The sequence below is a fragment of the Yinghuangia soli genome, from assembly GCF_021502675.1.
GTDB lineage: Bacteria > Actinomycetota > Actinomycetes > Streptomycetales > Streptomycetaceae > Yinghuangia > Yinghuangia soli.
Map to the genome: position 1 here is coordinate 269,124 of NZ_JAKFHA010000008.1, position 15,276 is coordinate 284,399.

General features: G+C 70.6%; 14 protein-coding genes. 7 read left to right on the forward strand and 7 right to left on the reverse strand.

Annotation, left to right across the window (positions count from 1 at the left end; genetic code table 11):
- Nucleotides 1-61: 61 nt before the first annotated feature.
- On the reverse strand, nt 62-1,147 hold the full coding sequence (locus LZ495_RS17080) for a GAF domain-containing sensor histidine kinase (RefSeq protein ID WP_235053082.1): 1,086 nt from the start codon (nt 1,145-1,147) through the stop codon (nt 62-64).
- Between the two features lie 743 nt (nt 1,148-1,890).
- Here LZ495_RS17080 and LZ495_RS17085 point away from each other — a divergent pair.
- Nucleotides 1,891-2,931, forward strand: a complete 1,041-nt coding sequence (locus LZ495_RS17085; protein WP_235053083.1) for a zinc-dependent alcohol dehydrogenase family protein — start codon at nt 1,891-1,893, stop codon at nt 2,929-2,931.
- A 61-nt stretch (nt 2,932-2,992) separates the two neighbouring features.
- On the opposite strand, the gene LZ495_RS17090 is transcribed toward LZ495_RS17085, so the two are convergent.
- Together LZ495_RS17090 and LZ495_RS17095 are read right to left on the reverse strand one after the other, a co-directional pair.
- Nucleotides 2,993-3,508 carry a CBS domain-containing protein gene (locus LZ495_RS17090; protein ID WP_235053084.1) on the reverse strand — a complete coding sequence of 172 codons (516 nt, stop codon included), beginning with the start codon at nt 3,506-3,508 and terminating at the stop codon, nt 2,993-2,995.
- A 250-nt stretch (nt 3,509-3,758) separates the two neighbouring features.
- Nucleotides 3,759-4,082 (reverse strand): hypothetical protein, encoded by a 324-nt coding sequence (locus LZ495_RS17095; RefSeq protein ID WP_235053085.1) that lies wholly within the window; start codon nt 4,080-4,082, stop codon nt 3,759-3,761.
- A gap of 364 nt (nt 4,083-4,446) precedes the next feature.
- Here LZ495_RS17095 and LZ495_RS44880 point away from each other — a divergent pair, with 364 nt between their 5' ends.
- Nucleotides 4,447-4,659, forward strand: a complete 213-nt coding sequence (locus tag LZ495_RS44880; RefSeq protein ID WP_235053086.1) for a DUF1918 domain-containing protein — start codon at nt 4,447-4,449, stop codon at nt 4,657-4,659.
- A 2-nt stretch (nt 4,660-4,661) separates the two neighbouring features.
- Entirely contained in the window at nt 4,662-7,076 is a 2,415-nt protein-coding gene (locus tag LZ495_RS17105) for a glycoside hydrolase family 65 protein (protein WP_235053087.1), read from the forward strand.
- A gap of 35 nt (nt 7,077-7,111) precedes the next feature.
- Here LZ495_RS17105 and LZ495_RS17110 read toward each other — a convergent pair whose 3' ends face one another.
- Nucleotides 7,112-8,026, reverse strand: a complete 915-nt coding sequence (locus LZ495_RS17110; RefSeq protein ID WP_235053088.1) for a universal stress protein — start codon at nt 8,024-8,026, stop codon at nt 7,112-7,114.
- A 180-nt stretch (nt 8,027-8,206) separates the two neighbouring features.
- Here LZ495_RS17110 and LZ495_RS17115 point away from each other — a divergent pair, with 180 nt between their 5' ends.
- Both LZ495_RS17115 and LZ495_RS17120 read left to right on the forward strand, forming a co-directional pair.
- Complete coding sequence (locus tag LZ495_RS17115; protein WP_235053089.1) at nt 8,207-8,686, forward strand: CBS domain-containing protein; 480 nt, start codon at nt 8,207-8,209, stop codon at nt 8,684-8,686.
- Nucleotides 8,687-8,842: 156 nt separating this feature from the next.
- Nucleotides 8,843-9,283, forward strand: a complete 441-nt coding sequence (locus tag LZ495_RS17120) for a pyridoxamine 5'-phosphate oxidase family protein (RefSeq protein WP_235053090.1) — start codon at nt 8,843-8,845, stop codon at nt 9,281-9,283.
- On the opposite strand, the gene LZ495_RS17125 is transcribed toward LZ495_RS17120, so the two are convergent.
- The 3 genes from LZ495_RS17125 to LZ495_RS17135 all read right to left on the reverse strand — a co-directional run bounded on the left by LZ495_RS17125 (nt 9,244) and on the right by LZ495_RS17135 (nt 14,369).
- Complete coding sequence (locus LZ495_RS17125) at nt 9,244-11,007, reverse strand: GAF domain-containing sensor histidine kinase (protein ID WP_235053091.1); 1,764 nt, start codon at nt 11,005-11,007, stop codon at nt 9,244-9,246. The two genes, LZ495_RS17120 and LZ495_RS17125, sit on opposite strands and share 40 nt — an antisense overlap.
- A gap of 171 nt (nt 11,008-11,178) precedes the next feature.
- Nucleotides 11,179-11,802, reverse strand: a complete 624-nt coding sequence (locus LZ495_RS17130) for an Rv1733c family protein (RefSeq protein WP_443732546.1) — start codon at nt 11,800-11,802, stop codon at nt 11,179-11,181.
- A 176-nt stretch (nt 11,803-11,978) separates the two neighbouring features.
- Complete coding sequence (locus tag LZ495_RS17135; RefSeq protein ID WP_235053093.1) at nt 11,979-14,369, reverse strand: phosphoketolase family protein; 2,391 nt, start codon at nt 14,367-14,369, stop codon at nt 11,979-11,981.
- Nucleotides 14,370-14,546: 177 nt separating this feature from the next.
- Here LZ495_RS17135 and LZ495_RS17140 point away from each other — a divergent pair, with 177 nt between their 5' ends.
- Both LZ495_RS17140 and LZ495_RS17145 read left to right on the forward strand, forming a co-directional pair.
- A complete protein-coding gene (locus tag LZ495_RS17140; protein ID WP_235053094.1) occupies nt 14,547-14,999 on the forward strand; it encodes a CBS domain-containing protein in 453 nt (150 codons plus the stop codon).
- 57 nt (nt 15,000-15,056) lie between these two features.
- Nucleotides 15,057-15,276: response regulator transcription factor (locus LZ495_RS17145; RefSeq protein ID WP_235053095.1), on the forward strand; the 220-nt coding region annotated here is incomplete at its 3' end.

Sequence of the window (15,276 nt, forward strand, 5' to 3'; positions counted from 1 at the left end):
CGACCGGAACCCCCAGGCCCGCGTATCGGCGGCTCGGCTCGTCAGCGCTGTCGTACGCCGGTCAGAGTCCCTGTTCCGCAAGGCCGCGGGGGTAGGCAGCGCTCCACGAAAGGACGGTCCCAGGACCGTCCTCAGGCGGGGCGATCTCGAACCTGCCATCGAACTCGACCGCCCGGGCCGCCAGGTCGGCAAGACCGCCGACATGCTCCGGTGTGGCGGGGATTCCCGTTCCGTTGTCCGTGACGGTGATCCGGATCTCGTCCGCGGCGTTGTCGAGCAGCCCCTCCAGTCGCAGGACCGGTGCGAATCCGAGCTGCTCCGCGGCTTGGTCACCGAGTCGCAGGATGCCCGCGCGCAGGCTGCCTGGCTTGCCGCGCTCGCGGGCCTTGAGCGAGACGATCGCGGAACGGATCAGCCGAATGGTCTCGTCGAGCTCGTCGACGGTCTGCATGATCAGGTCGACGGCGTCGCGGCGGTCGACCATCCCGGTGATGCCCTGGAGGGACATGCCAGTCGCCAGCAACCGCTGGATCGCGACATCGTGCAGGTCGCGGGCGATCCGGTCGTGGTCCTGGAAGACCGTCAGCAGTTCGGCATCGCGACGGCGCTCGGCGATCTCCAGGGCGAGTGCGGCATGACCGGCGAACCCGGAGATCATGGAGATCATGGAGATGGTCTCCTCGGCGAAGGCCGGTCGGCCGGACCGTGCCATGACCTGCAGGACACCGCGAATATGCCCGACCGTGCCCAAAGAGAGCATGAAAGCCGCCCCGATGCCCTGGTAGACGTCGCCGATTCCCGGATGCCGAACCCGCGGATCGGCCGACAAATCCTCGGAGACGGCCGTCTCTCCGGACGTGTAGACCTTTCCGGCCAGGGTGGCGCCGCCACCGAGGACGAGTCCGCGCACACGGCCCGCGCGTTCGCCATCAGCCGTTTCGACGACGAGATCCTCGGTGCCGGCCACGGGAACCGCGATGGTGACCAGGTCGGCACCGGCCATCTCGCGTACCGTGCCGGCGACGGCGCGCAGGGCGTCGGACGGATCGGCGCCGGAAAGCAGGCTCCGGGTAAGGTCCGAGGCGGCGGTCAGCCGTCGTTCGCGGCGGCGGGCCTGGTCGTAGAGCCGGGCGTTCTCGATCGCCACGCCGGCCGCCGCCGCGAGGGTTCGCAGAAGAGCCTCGTCGTCCTCGTCGAAGTCCGCCCCGCCTTGCTTCTCGGTGAGACAGTTCGTCCAGGCGCATCCGCGGAATCGGAGGTCGATCCGGTCCCGGGGAGCGGTCGTCGGTCGACTGGGCCCCGTCCGGCATGGTCGCTCCCGAGGTGACAGCCCACGCGTGGCGGCCTCGAAAAAACGGGTTTGCACCATTGTGTGGCCGACCTTGCGCGCCGCGCCAACGGGGCGGGGTCGTTCGGCCCTGGCGGGTGCGACCGTGCGCCGCGCATCGTGAGTCGGTCCGAAGATTGCGGAGGTGATCTGTCATGCACACGGCTCGCACTGCCGGCAGGGAGAGCATCGTCCAGCGCTTCCGTGCCCACCACACAGATGACGCCGAGCGGATGTGGGTCCTCGGGCCGCCGGCCCTGACCGGGCTTTCGGCGGTTTCCGTGCTCTTGGTGGGCTTGGTGCTCCTGGCGCTTGCCCGCTGCCGGGCGACTGCTGCAAACCGGCCGCCCGACGGGAAATCGCCGGCATCTCGGAAGACGGCGCCACCGGAGGGCCCGGTCTGAGGAGGCTTCGCAGCTCGGGCCGGGGGCGGGCAGCGAGCGGGGACGCCCAGGGCCTTTCGGCCCGTGCGCTGCCGCGCCGAAAGGGCGACGCTGGCACCAGGGACCGGTGCGCGTCCCCGCGCACATCGCCGGCTTCCCCTCGCCAGGCCAGGAGGCGTCATGAGAACCGCGCGGAACCCACTCGGACCGGTTGCCCGACAGCGGGCGTGGGTGGTCGAGACCCCCGGCCCCGCAGCACGCGGCTCCTTGCAGAAACAGCGCCGCCCGCTCCCCGACCCCGGGCCGGGCGAGGTACGCGTCCGCGTGGAGTGCTGCGGCGTGTGCCGCACCGACTTGCACCTGGCGGAGGGGGACTTGACGCCGCACCGGCCCAGCAGTGTTCCCGGCCATGAGATCGTCGGCCGGGTGGACGCACTCGGCCCTGGCGCAGCGCGCTTTGCTCCGGGTGACCGGCTCGGGATCCCGTGGCTGCGGCACACGTGCGGCGTGTGCCGGTACTGCCGTGCCGGGCGCGAGAACCTCTGTCCGGCCTCGGAATACACCGGCTGGGACGCCGACGGGGGCTTCGCCGAGTACGCCGTCGTTCCCGAAGCCTTCGCCTACGCGCTGCCCGACGACGCGGATCCGGCCGGGCTCGCCCCGCTCCTGTGTGCCGGCATCATCGGCTACCGGGCGCTCGAGCGCGCCGAACTGCCGCCCGGCGGGCGCCTGGGGATCTACGGCTTCGGGGCGTCGGCGCACCTGGCCGCCCAGGTCGCCCTCGCCCGCGGGGCCACCGTCCACGTCATGACCCGGGCCGAGCCGGCCCGGGTCCTCGCCCGCGAACTCGGGGCGGCGTCCGCCCAGGACACTTATGATCCGCCGCCCGAAATGCTCGACTCGGCGATCGTGTTCGCGCCGGTCGGTGACATCGTCCCGGCCGCCTTGGCGGCACTCGACAGATCGGGGACTCTCGCCCTGGCGGGCATCCACCTCACCGACATACCGGCGCTCAACTACCAGCGGCACCTCTTCCAGGAACGCCAGCTACGCAGTGTCACCGCCAATACCCGTCAGGACGGCGTCGAATTCCTGCGCCTGGCGTCGGCCATCGGCATCAAGGCCGCCACGACCCACTACCCGTTGGACCAGGCCGACCGGGCGCTTGCGGACCTCGCTGCCGACCGGGTCCACGGTGCTGCGGTGCTGTTCCCCGATTGACCGGCAGCGGCCGCCGACGCGCGAACAGCGGGTGCCAATACCTGCGCCGGGGTGGGTGAGCTCAGTCGTCGAACGGGTAGGGCAGCACCGGTTCGAGGCTGAAGTGCACCGGCCCCGCGCCTGCCGGACCGGGCCGGCGCTTCGGCTGTCCGGCGACGAGGGCGACGATGTCGCGCGCCGTCAGCATCCCGGCCAATGCACCCGAGGCATCCAGCACGGGAAGGGCATCCGCACCGACCTGGGTCATCAATACGGCTGCCCGTGACACCGGTGCATGGTCGTGGATCACCGGATGCTGCTCCGATATGAGGTCCAGGACACGTGCCTCGCTGACGGCCGTGGCAGGAGCCGCACATGCCACTGCGAGTTCAGCGCGTTCGAGTATGCCCAGGCACCGGCCTTCGCTGTTCATGACGGGGAGGTGGTGGAATCCCGTGCGCTGCATGATTTCCCAGGCCATCAGGACCGATTCGTCGTCCGCGACCGTCACCAACGCAACGCTCATCACGTCCCTGACCGGTGTCGCAACGAGGTCCTGCGCCGAGCCTGCCGACTGTGTGTTCGCTTCGTCGTCCATCACAAACCTCCAGTGCCGCGCCCGCGCGGTCCGTTCGTGCGTCCCGTTCGTCGAGCCGCCGCTCGGTGCCCCGTCGGAACCAGGAGACCGCCCGAAGAGCGGCGGCGCCAGGGCCGACCGGCCCTGTAGGCCAGCACGTCCTCGGCGGGAGAGTGTGTCTGAAGGCGTCGGGCACGGCCGCAGGCCGCGGCCGTGCCGGCCCTTCGTCGGCAGCCCGGTCGACGGCGCTGTGCACTGCGGCGCGGGCCCGTCACCGGCCATCAGGACGAAGGCCACGGCGACGGGCCTGCGGCACGCAAACCCGGTGCATGTCCTGGTCGCTGCGGGCGACACGCTGCATCTCTGCTCGGTAGTCGTCGGCCGGCAGAACCTCCGCGGCCAGAGCAGCGGTCAATGCCGACTCTTCGTCTTCCAGGTCTCGCGCGCAGGCATCGCGGTCCGTCACTTGCCACACGAAGCCGCGTGCCCGACGCCGCAGGAGCCGCCTCGGCCACAGTCGACGCAGCACGCGCGAGGGCAGCACTATCAGCACAAGCATCGACACGATGAATAGGGCGAGAACTGTTGCGGTCACGATGCCACCTCCCACAGTGGCCCCTGACACAGATCCAACGCCGGAGCCCGCGCGGTGGACAGGGCCGAACGACCCACCCGCCTGTCGTGGCATCCCGTACTCCGATACGGAGACCGTGCTTGGCCGAAGGGCTCACCGTGAGTGGCTTCGGAAGCGGTACTTGCCGCGGCGACTCTGTGCTCGAGGCAGGAATCGACCGCGTGTCCACCTGGTCGGTATGCGGTTGACGAGCGCCGACGCGGTCGGACTGCGCCGGGCCGTTCGGCCCTGTGCCCGCATCACGGCGGGCGGCACCCTGGAACCGTCGGACCCGACGACCGGCCGCGGCCGCGGACTCGGGAAACTCCGAAAAGGGAGCGGCACCGTGAAAGCACAAGCAGGCGACTGGCTGGTCGTCGAATCCCTGCACGTCGGCGAGCCCCGACGCATCGGCCTCGTGACCCGGGTCGACCACACCGACGGCTCACCGCCGTACTGGGTGCGGTGGACGGACGACGACCACGAATCGCTGTTCTTCCCCGGCCCGGAAGCACACATCGAACAGCTCGAGGCCCTCTACCCGTCAGCACGGCGCTGACCGTGCCGCCCGGCGTCGAACACGACGGGTGGACCCTCCGCTACGCGGGCTTCGACCCGCAGCAGGAGGGCCTGCGCGAAGCGCTGTGCGCCCTGGGCAACGGCTATCTCGCAACCCGAGGCGCAGCTCCCGAAACACAAGCCGATGCCGTCCACTACCCCGGGACCTACCTGGCCGGACTTTACGACCGCAGCGTGACCCGCCTGGCCGGACATGCGGTCGAGAACGAGGACCTCGTCAATATCCCCAATTGGCTTCCGCTGACGTTCCGAGCACAGGACGGGGACTGGTTCACGGGCCGTGCGCAGGAGATCGTCGAGCACACTGTCGCACTGGACATGCGGCATGGCATCCTTTCCCGTCATTCCAGGGTCCGCAACGCGGCGGGCCGGATCACCGCGGTGAGGCAGAAACGCCTGGTACACCTCGTCTTTCCGCACATCGCGGCGTTGCAGACGACGCTGGAGGCGGAGAATTGGTCAGGCGGGCTCGAGGTCCGCTCGGCTGTCGACGGCGGCGTCCGCAACACTGGTGTTGCCCGGTATCAGGGGCTGGCCGACTGCCACCTTGCGCTGCGGCGCAAGCACACGGCGGACGCCGGGGTGATCGTGCTCGAAGCCGAGACGCCGGCGTCGAGGGTACGCATCGCCACCGCGGCAAGAACACGCCTCACCACCGGTGGGCCACCGTCCGAGGTACGGACGTGGACCGACGCCACCCGGATCGGGACGGACATCGCCGTGCCGGTCGCACCCGGCCGCCGGGTCGTCGTCGAGAAGGTCGCCGCCGTGTACACCGGCCGCGACCCCGCGATCGGCGATCCGGTGCAGGCCGCCGTGCAAAGCGCCGGCGAGGCGGCGGACTTCGAGGAGTTGGCCGCATCGCATGCGCGGCACTGGGCCGAACTGTGGTCGAGGTGCCATCTCGACCTGGAGGGTGCGCCGGAGACCGAGCGAACCACCCGCCTGTACACGTTCCACATCCTCCAGACGCTCACGACGCACACGGCCGAGCTCGACGCGGGGGTCCCTGCCCGCGGTCTGCACGGCGAGGCATACCGCGGCCACGTCTTCTGGGACGAACTGTTTGTACTCCCCTACCTGAACCTGCGGCTGCCCGAGGTCAGCCGTGGCCTGTTGCGCTACCGCTACCGCAGACTCGGCGCCGCACGACGCGCCGCGCACGACGCGGGATACCAAGGAGCCATGTTCCCGTGGCAGAGCGGCAGCGACGGCCGCGAGGAGACACCAGCCGTACACCTCAATCCGCAATCGGGGCGATGGCTGCCGGATCACAGCCACCTGCAACGGCACGTGGGATCAGCTGTCGCCTACAACGTGTGGCAGTACTTCCAAGCCACCGGAGACCACGCATACCTGGCTGCCGAAGGCGCCGAACTTCTCATCGAAATTGCCCGATTCTGGGCTGACCTTGCGCGCTACGATCCCGTCCTGCGGCGCTACCGCATCCGCGGAGTGATGGGCCCCGACGAGTACCACGACGCCTACCCGTGGGCCGCGGAGCCGGGACTGGACGACAACACGTACACCAACGTCATGGCTTCGTGGGTACTGCACACCGCAGGTCGCGCGCTGGACTTGCTGCCCGCGTACCGCCGAGCCGAACTCGCCGACAGGCTGCGTCTGGGAAACGGCGAACCCGCGCACTGGGATCATGTCTCCCGCAAGCTGCGGGTGTGCTTCCACGACGACGTGATCAGCCAGTTCCACCGCTACGGCGATCTCGCCGAACTCGACTGGGATGCCTACCGGGAGCGCTATGGCGACATTCGGCGCCTGGACCGGATCCTGGAAGCCGAGGGCGACACTCCCAACCGCTACCGGGTATCGAAACAGGCCGACGTGCTCATGCTGGCCTACCTCTTCCCACCCGACGAACTCGCCAGGATCTTCGCCCGCCTGGGATATGCATGCGACCACGACCTCCTCGATCGCACCATGCGCTACTACCTGCAGCGCACCGCCCACGGCTCGACGCTCAGCGCCGTCGTCCACGCCTGGGTGCTGGCGCGGAGCGACCGCGCCGCATCGGGCCGCTTCCTGCACGAGGCCATGGCCGCCGACGTCCACGACGTCCAAGGCGGCACTACCGCCGAAGGAATACACCTGGGCGCCATGGCCGGCTGCCTGGACCTGCTGACCCGCGGATACCCCGGCATGGAAGTCCAGGAAGACACCCTCGTCCTCGACCCCGCATTGCCGGCGGGCATCGGCCCGCTGGAATTCCACCTCCGATACCGCGGCCATTGGGGTGTCCGGGTACACATCTCCCACCGTGCCGCATCGGTCTCCCTGCGCCCGGGGCAGCAGGCGCCGATCCGGGTGCGGATCGGCAGCGGCGAAGGCACCGTCGAGGCCGGGAGCACGTGGCGCGTCGCGCTGCCTCCGCGGGCCTGAGGTCGGAGCAGCCACCTCTGCGCTGCTCCGCGGGGTCATGGGACGGGGATCAACAGCACGGCGGAGTGGGCGTGGTGGAGTGCCGCGTACGTGACACGGCCGATGGTGCGGCCGTAGTCGTGGGGGCGGCGGTGCGTGGCCACGACGGTGAGCGCGGCGCCGTCGGAAAAGTCGATGAGCGCTCCCACTGCTGGGCGGTTGACCACTTCCTCGGTGGCTTCGACGTCCGGGTAGGCGGCGCGGAACGGCGCGACCACCCGGGCAAGCATGGCTTCTCCGTCGCGCTGCGCCTCGGCGAAGGCGGCGCGGGCCGAAGGGGGCGAGATGGAATCGGGGGCGGGCGTGGGCGGGAACGCCCAGGTGTGCCACACGCGGAGCGGCAGGTTGCGGAGGGCCGCCTCCTGGAAGGCCCATTCGACGGCCGGGGCGCAAGTGGCGTCGGATACCCCGACGATGACCGGCTTGGCCGACCTGGGGGTGCCTTCGTCGGCGCCGGTCCCGCCGGTTGCGCCGTGGGCGTCGGCCGGGACGACGAGCAGGGGGCAGTGAGTGAGCCCGGCCAGTTTCCGGCTGACGGAGCCCAGCAGCATGCCGGTGAATCCGCCCAGGCCGCGGCGGCCGACCACCAGCAGGCCGGCCCGGGCCGAGGCGGCTTCGAGTACGTCGGCGGCGTCGGCGCGCACGATGTCCGTGGTGACGCGGAGGCCGGGCCGGCGGTGTCGGGCGTGTGCGGCGTGGCGCTGCAGTACCTCGACCCCTGCGTCGTGCAGGAGGCCTGCGTACCAGTCGTGGCGTGCAAAGGCCTTCGGTTCCCAGGCATGCACCAGTTCGAGGTCGGTGCCGCGCAGAACGGCTTCGTCGGCGGCCCAGTCGACGGCGTGCTGCGCGAAGTCGGAGCCGTCGACGCCGCAGACCACGTGACCGGTCGGGGCAGGGGTTCCGGTGGTCATGACGTACTCCTCGGGTACCTCGCCCGACATGGCCGGGGCCGGTCTTGCCTTCTTCTCCACCGTCCGTCCGGGTGCCGGGGATGTCATGGGCCGTTCGGCCCTGTGGCCCGGACGGGGGCGGGCTGACGCTGGTGGGGTACGACGGCACGGTGCCGTTCCGGCCGGTTCGAGGAGGCCATCATGAACGCGCATGTGGAATCGCCGCCCAAGGTGGGCGAGGTGATGCACGGCCCGGTCGTGTCCGTCGCGGCGGACGACTCGCTGTGGACGGCCATGGACGTGATGCTCGGCCGCGGCCTGCGCCACCTGGCGGTGGTGCGCGGCGAGACGGTCCAGGGTGTGCTGGCCGACCGGGAGTTGGCGGCTGTGTGGGCGATGAACCCCCTGGGGCTGAAGAACGTGCGGGCTGCCGATGCCCTCGCTCCGAACCAGACGTTCATCGGCCCGGAGGTCGACGTGGTGGCCGCGGCGCTGCGCATGCGCGCGGCGGGTGCCGACGCGTTCGTGGTCGTGGACGAGGCACGCAGGCCGCTCGGCATCGTGACCGACCACGATCTGCTCGGTGTTCTCGCCGGCCTGCTCGGCGGGGAAGGCGAAGGCGTCGGAGCCCCCGCTCCGCGCTACCACGGAGCCGGACACCCGACGCTGCTGCCGGACTGAGGAACGACGCCATGAATGCATGGCAGCACGCGGTGGGGGAAGCAAAGCACGGCATTGCAGGAGGGCCGTCCGGCCCTGTGCATGCCCATCGCGACAGGTGACGATCGGCTGATGCAAAAAGAAGCGGCAAGCCCGGGCGGTCCCGGGTGGACGGGAATGGCCGAGCTCGACCGCGCCGAGGCGATGGCGCTTCTGGGCGGGGTCGAGGTCGGGCGGGTGGTCTTTTCCCAGGCGGCGCTTCCGGCCGTGCGGCCGGTCAACTTCGCCGTACTGGGCATGGACGTGGTCTTCCGTACGCGTGGCGGCTCCCCGCTGGCCCGGGCTCTCGACGGCAATGTCGTCGCGTTCGAGGCCGACGAACTGGATCCCGCCGACCGGACCGGCTGGAGCGTGGTGGTCACCGGGCTCGCCGAGGTCCTCGGCCCCGGAGCGGAATACGACCTGCTGGAGGCAACACTCCCCGCACCCTGGGCGCCGGGCGCCTACGACCGGGTGGTCCGGATCCGGGTGCAGTTGGTGACCGGACGGCGCATTCCGCGCGCCGGGGAAGACGTGCGTCAGCCGCGCCTGCCGTCCGCCGGACCGGCATCGGGGTAGGGCGCCTGCCACGTCACCACAGTGCCCGGGCCTCCGCTCCGGGCAGCCACCGAGAAGGTGCCGCCCAGTTGCGCCGCGCGCGCGGCCAGGTTGTCCAGACCGCTGGAGCGCGTGCGATCCGCGGGGATCCCGATGCCGTTGTCCGTGACGACGGCCGTCACCGACGTCGGGCCCGCCTCCAGCGATACCTCGACGCGGGTCGCTTTCGCGTGGCGCGCCGAGTTCGAGATCGCTTCCCTCAGTACGGCAAGGATGTGTTCGCCGAACTCCTCGGGCGGCGCGGTGTCCAGCAGGCCTTCCAGGCGCAAAGTCGGGGCGAAGCCGAGCTGCTCGGCCGCTTGGTCCGCCAATTGGAGGACGCGGGCGCGCAGCCCGGTGGCCTGCCCGCGCTCGCGGGCCTTGAGCGAGAAGATCGTGGAGCGGATCAGCCGGATCGTCTCGTCGAGGTCGTCGACGGTCTGCATGATCATGTCGGCGGCGTCCTTGCGGCCGACGATGCGGGTGACGCCCTGCAGGGTCATGCCGGACGCGAACAGCCTCTGGATGGCGACGTCGTGCAGGTCGCGGGCGATGCGGTCACGGTCCTGGAAGACGGTGAGCAGTTCGGCGTCGCGGCGGCGTTCGGCGACCTCCAGCGCAAGCGCAGCGTGGCCGGCGAAGCCGGAGACCATGGCGACGACAGGCTCGGAGAACGCGGGACGTCCGGAGCGCGACATGACCTGCAGCACGCCCCTGACGTGGTCGGCTGTGCCGAGCGGCAGCATGAAGCCCGGTCCGAAGCCGCCATAGATGTCGTTGACGCCGTGATGCTGCACACGCGGGTCGGCCGAGAGATCCTCCGAGACCGCGGTCTCGCCGGAGCTGTAGACCTTGCCCGCCAACGTGGCACCTCCGCTGAGGACCAGGCCGCGGACGGCGTCGGCCCGCTCGCCGTCGGCAGCGTCCACGACAAGGTCGTCGGTGCCGGGCACCGGCACGGCGATGGTGACCAGGTCGGCACCGGCCATCTCGCGCACAGTGGCCGCGAAAGCACGCAGGGCATCGGAGGGGGCGGCGCCGGACAGCAGGCTGCGGGTCAGGTCGGACGCGGCCGTCAGCCATTGCTCGCGGCGCTTGGCCTGGTCGTACAGGCGAGCATTGTCGATGGCGACGCCTGCGGCCGCGGCGAGCGTGCGGAGCACGGCCTCGTCGTCCTCGTCGAAGTCCGCGCCGCCGCGCTTCTCGGTCAGGTAGAGGTTCCCGAACACCTCGTCGCGGATCCGGATCGGGACGCCGAGAAACGTGTGCATCGGCGGGTGGTTGGCAGGGAAGCCGAAGGAATCGGCGTGGTCCGAGATCTCGTGCAGCCGGACCGGGTGGGGGTCGCGGATGACCAGGCCGAGGATGCCCCGGCCGGACGGGAAAGGGCCGATCTTGGCGATGGTCTCGGCGTCCATGCCGACCGGGAGGAAGCGTGCCAGGCGCTCCTCGTCGCCGATCACACCGAGTGCCCCGTACTGGGCGTCCACCAGTGCGATCGCCGATTCGACGATGCGCCGCAGGACTGTCTCCAGTTCCAGATCGCTGCCGACTGCGAGGACGGCCTCCAGAAGGGTGTGCACCCGGTCCCGGGTGGCGCGTACGACACCGATGTGGGCTTGGAGTTCGTCGAGCAGTTCGTCCAGGCGCATGCGCGGAATAGGGGCGCGTTCGCGCGCCTCGGTCGGTTCGGCTTCGTCCGGCATGACTCTCCCCAAGCGGCTGAGGCAGCTCCTGTCCGCCCCGACGCAGTCGTTGGCGCCATTCTCGCGCCCGACGGCGTCTTTTGCGAGCAGGGCACCGCATGTGCGAGCGCCCGTTCCGGAAGGAACGGGCGCTCTGAGCTGCACGGAGGGCGGCACGGGGTGTGTCAGGGGTCAGGCCTTGGTCCAGACGGGTGCGACGGCCTCCCACTCGCGGGCCCAGGCGCCCATGCGGGAGCGCGTGAAGGCAGTGTGCTCGGCGGCGTAGAACACGAGCAGGACCCCGAAGCCGGCGAGCAGGGTCAGCACCCCGGCGCCGACCGCGTCCAGGACGACGCGGTCGTGCTGCTTGGGGGCTTCGGTGGGGTTGCCTGCAGGGTCGAGCCAGATGGTCGTCCGGTCACCCTTGTCACCGGACGAACCGACCGGTGCCTTGCCCAGCTGTACGGTGCCGTCCCCGGTGGTCCAGGACACCGTCGCCTTGGTGTGCCCCGTACGCAGTGCGGATCCCGTGCCATACACGTTCTGCTGAAGCACGGCGGTCACCGGGTGGTTGTCGGCGGCGACGCGCCTGCTCCGGTCCTCCGAGATGTCGAACTGGGCGCGCCCGGCCACGAACCCCAGCACCGGCACGGCCAAGGCCGCGAGCACGAGCAGGGCGACGAACAGCTCGTGTGCGGCCTGACCGCGGCTTCGCATGGGGTTGCGGTGCAAGCGACGCCCGGGTCGGCTGGGCGGACTGCCCTTCGGCTGTTCTGCCTGGGCGCTCATGGGGGTTCCTCCACTCGGCTGCGCCATCGTCGGGGATTGGTTCGGGTGGCGGAGACCCGGCCCTCGGGTTCAAGGGCACTGTCGCCGTCCCGTCCAATCTGCCGGGGCCTCCGCTGCCGCACACGGGGCATGGGGCCCGGGCGGAGGGGCCGTTCGGCCTGTCACCGGGCCGGAAGGCCACGGCAACAGGCGTGTGCGGGACGTCATTTCGGCGGCAATGCGGAGCCGGCCCACTGCCAGCCGCTGATCTCCGGCATGTCCTCGCCGTGCTCGCGGATCCAGTCGTGGTGCCGCGCCCGCATGTCGAGCATCGACTGTCGCACGGCTGCCGCTTTTCCGCCGAGCGAAGGGACGCGGTCGATGACGTCGACGACACGCTGGTAGCGGTCCATGTCGTTGAGGACGACCATGTCGAACGGCGTCGTCGTGGTACCGACCTCCTTGTAGCCGCGGACGTGGAGATGGTCGTGGTTCGCCCGCCGGTAGGTCAGGCGGTGGATCAGCCACGGGTAGCCGTGGTAGGCGAAGACGACCGGCACGTCGGTGCCGAACAGCGCGTCGTACTCCTTGTCGGGCATGCCGTGCGGGTGCTCGTCGTGCGGCAACAGGCGCATCAGATCGACGATGTTCACCACGCGTACTCGCAGGTCCGGGAGGTGGCGGCGCAGCAGGCCGACCGCGGCCAGCGTCTCCAGGGTCGGTACGTCGCCTGCGCAGGCGAGCACGACGTCCGGGGTGCCTTCGTCGTTGGAAGCGAACTCCCAGATACCCGCCCCGCGGGCGCAGTGCAGGCGGGCCGCGTCGATGCCGAGCCAGTCCGGGGAGGGCTGCTTGCCGGCGACGACGACATTGACCAGACCGCGGCTGTTCAGCACGTGCTCGGCGGTCACCAGAAGGGTGTTGGCGTCCGGCGGGAAGTACACCCGCACGACCTCGGGGCGCTTGTTGACGACATGGTCGACGAAGCCGGGGTCCTGGTGCGAGAAGCCGTTGTTGTCCTGCCGCCACACATGCGAGGTCAGCAGGTAGTTGAGTGAGGCGATCGGCGGACGCCAGCCGAGTTTGGCCGACTCGTAAAGCCACTTGGCGTGCTGGTTGAACATCGACGAGACGATGTGGGTGAAGGCTTCGTAGGTGGAGAAGACCCCGTGCCGGCCGGTCAGCAGATAGCCCTCCAGCCAGCCCTGGCAAGTGTGTTCGGAGAGCATCTCCATCACCCGGCCGTCTGCGGCCAGGTGCCGGTCGACGTCCAGGTACGGGCCCTGCCATGCCTTGGGGCTGGCCTCGAACACCGCGCCGAGGCGGTTCGACTCGGTCTCGTCCGGGCCGAACACCCGGAAGTCCCGGCGCGCGGCGCTGGCGGCCATGACGTCGCGCAGCCACTCGCCGAGTGCCCGGGTCGGCTCGGACATGGTCGCGCCGGGTTCGTCGACCTTGACGGCGTAGCCGTGCACATCGGGCAAAGGCAGGGTGCGCACGAGCGTGCCGCCGTTGGCATGCGGTACGGCGCCGAGCCGGGTCTCGCCGACGGGCACGTTCGCCAGGACGGCGGCGACAGGCCCGCCGTCCGCGTCGAAGAGTTCCTCGGGCCGATAGGAACGCAGCCAGGCTTCGAGTTGCCGCAGGTGCTCGGGGTTCTCGCGGACCTGTGCGAGCGGGACCTGGTGGGAGCGCCAGGTGCCTTCGACCTGGATGCCGTCGACCTCGTGCGGGCCCGTCCAGCCCTTGGGGGTGCGCAGGACGATCATGGGCCAGCGCGGCCGCCCGGTCGCGGCCCCCGAGCGCGCGGCGGTCCGGATGCGTCCGATCGCGTCGAGCGAGCGGTCCAGGGCCCGGGCGAAGGCGGCGTGCACCGCATCGGGGTCGCTGCCCTCCACATACAGGGGGTCCCAGCCGTAGCCGCTCAGCAGCGCGTCCAGTTCCTCGCGCGGCAACCTGGCCAGCACGGTCGGGTTGGCGATCTTCCAGCCGTTCAGGTGCAGGATCGGCAGCACCGCACCGTCGGTGACCGGGCTGAGGAATTTGGTGCCGTGCCATGAGGTGGCAAGCGGCCCGGTCTCCGCTTCGCCGTCCCCGACCACACAGGCCACCACCAGGTCGGGGTTGTCGAATGCGGCACCGAACGCGTGCGACAGGCTGTAGCCCAGCTCGCCGCCCTCGTGGATCGACCCGGGGACTACCGGGGCGATGTGGCTGGGCACGCCGCCCGGGAACGAGAATTGGCGGAACAGCGTGCGCATGCCCTCGGCGTCGCGTGGCACGTCGGGGTAGCGCTCGCTGTACGTGCCGTCCAGCCACGCGCCGGCCAGCGCGGCGGGGCCGCCGTGGCCGGGCCCGGTGACATGGATCATGGTGGTGCCGCGGGCGCGGATGACGCGGTTCAGGTGCGCGTAGACCAGGTTCAGACCGGGCGAGGTGCCCCAGTGGCCGAGCAGCCGGGGCTTGACGTGCTCCGGCCGCAACGGTTCGGTCAGCAGCGGGTTGTCCATCAGATAGATCTGGCCTACCGCAAGGTAGTTCGCGGCCCGCCACCACGCCTTCACGGCACTCAGCTCGACGGTAGGGGCGTCGGCTGCCGGAACGAGGTCGGTCATGGTTCCCCCTCGGGGACATGCGCGGCGCCGGCATCCCCGGCGCTCCTGGCGCCGCTTTCGACCCTGCCAAGCGCTGCGGACCTGCGACAGGGCCGAACGGCCCTGTGGGTCGCCATCCCGGTGCGGGACGCTCGGACCGAGACGGCTTCCCGCCGTCTTCCGTCCCTTGGAGCAACCATGAACGCCACCACCGCCCCGCAACAGCCGGTGCCCCCTGCCGCGGATGAGGTGCCCGACGTCGCTTCGGTGATGAGTCCCGTGGTGGCGGTCGACGTGCAGGACTCCTTGTGGACCGCGATGGACGTCATGCTCACCCACGGCCTGCGGAACTTGGTGGTCACCCACCAGGGCATAGCCCGAGGCGTGCTGTCCGACCGAGACTTGGCCGCCGCATGGGCGAAGGACCCGCTCGGGCTCAAACACCGCCGCGCCGAACACGCCCTGGCGCCGGCCCAGAGCTTCATCGGTCCGGACATCGACGTGGTCACCGCCGCAGCGCGCATGCGCCAACTCGGCGTGTGCGCACTGGTCGTCGTCGAATCGACGCTGGTGCCCCTCGGCGTGGTCACCGACCGGGACCTCCTCGACGCACTGACCGCGCTGCTGCGCGACACCGGCCGACGCAGCTGACATGCGTCGGCCGGCACTGAGACACTGGAACCCCCGCTGCGGAAGAAGTGAGCCGTGATGCCGACCCCGAGCGCCCCGATCCGCGTGTTCCTGCTCGACGACCACGAGATCGTGCGCCGCGGCCTGTCCGACCTGCTCGGCGCCGAACCCGACATCGAGGTCGTCGGCGAATCCGGCTCCGCGCAGGAGGCCGTCCGCCGCATCCCGGCCCTCGACCCCGACGTCGCGATCCTGGACGGCCGGCTCCCCGACGGCAGCGGCATCGACGTCTGCCGCG

Bases quoted from the DNA above. Each gene is read 5' to 3' on its own strand.
- LZ495_RS17085 (WP_235053083.1), top strand. From the start codon at position 1,891: ATGAGAACCGCGCGGAACCCACTCGGACCGGTTGCCCGACAGCGGGCG.
- LZ495_RS17110 (WP_235053088.1), bottom strand. From the start codon at position 8,026: ATGACCACCGGAACCCCTGCCCCGACCGGTCACGTGGTCTGCGGCGTC.
- LZ495_RS17130 (WP_443732546.1), bottom strand. From the start codon at position 11,802: ATGGCGCAGCCGAGTGGAGGAACCCCCATGAGCGCCCAGGCAGAACAG.
- LZ495_RS17125 (WP_235053091.1), bottom strand. From the start codon at position 11,007: ATGCCGGACGAAGCCGAACCGACCGAGGCGCGCGAACGCGCCCCTATT.
- LZ495_RS17120 (WP_235053090.1), top strand. From the start codon at position 8,843: ATGGCCGAGCTCGACCGCGCCGAGGCGATGGCGCTTCTGGGCGGGGTC.
- LZ495_RS17140 (WP_235053094.1), top strand. From the start codon at position 14,547: ATGAACGCCACCACCGCCCCGCAACAGCCGGTGCCCCCTGCCGCGGAT.
- LZ495_RS17090 (WP_235053084.1), bottom strand. From the start codon at position 3,508: ATGGACGACGAAGCGAACACACAGTCGGCAGGCTCGGCGCAGGACCTC.
- LZ495_RS17135 (WP_235053093.1), bottom strand. From the start codon at position 14,369: ATGACCGACCTCGTTCCGGCAGCCGACGCCCCTACCGTCGAGCTGAGT.
- LZ495_RS17115 (WP_235053089.1), top strand. From the start codon at position 8,207: ATGAACGCGCATGTGGAATCGCCGCCCAAGGTGGGCGAGGTGATGCAC.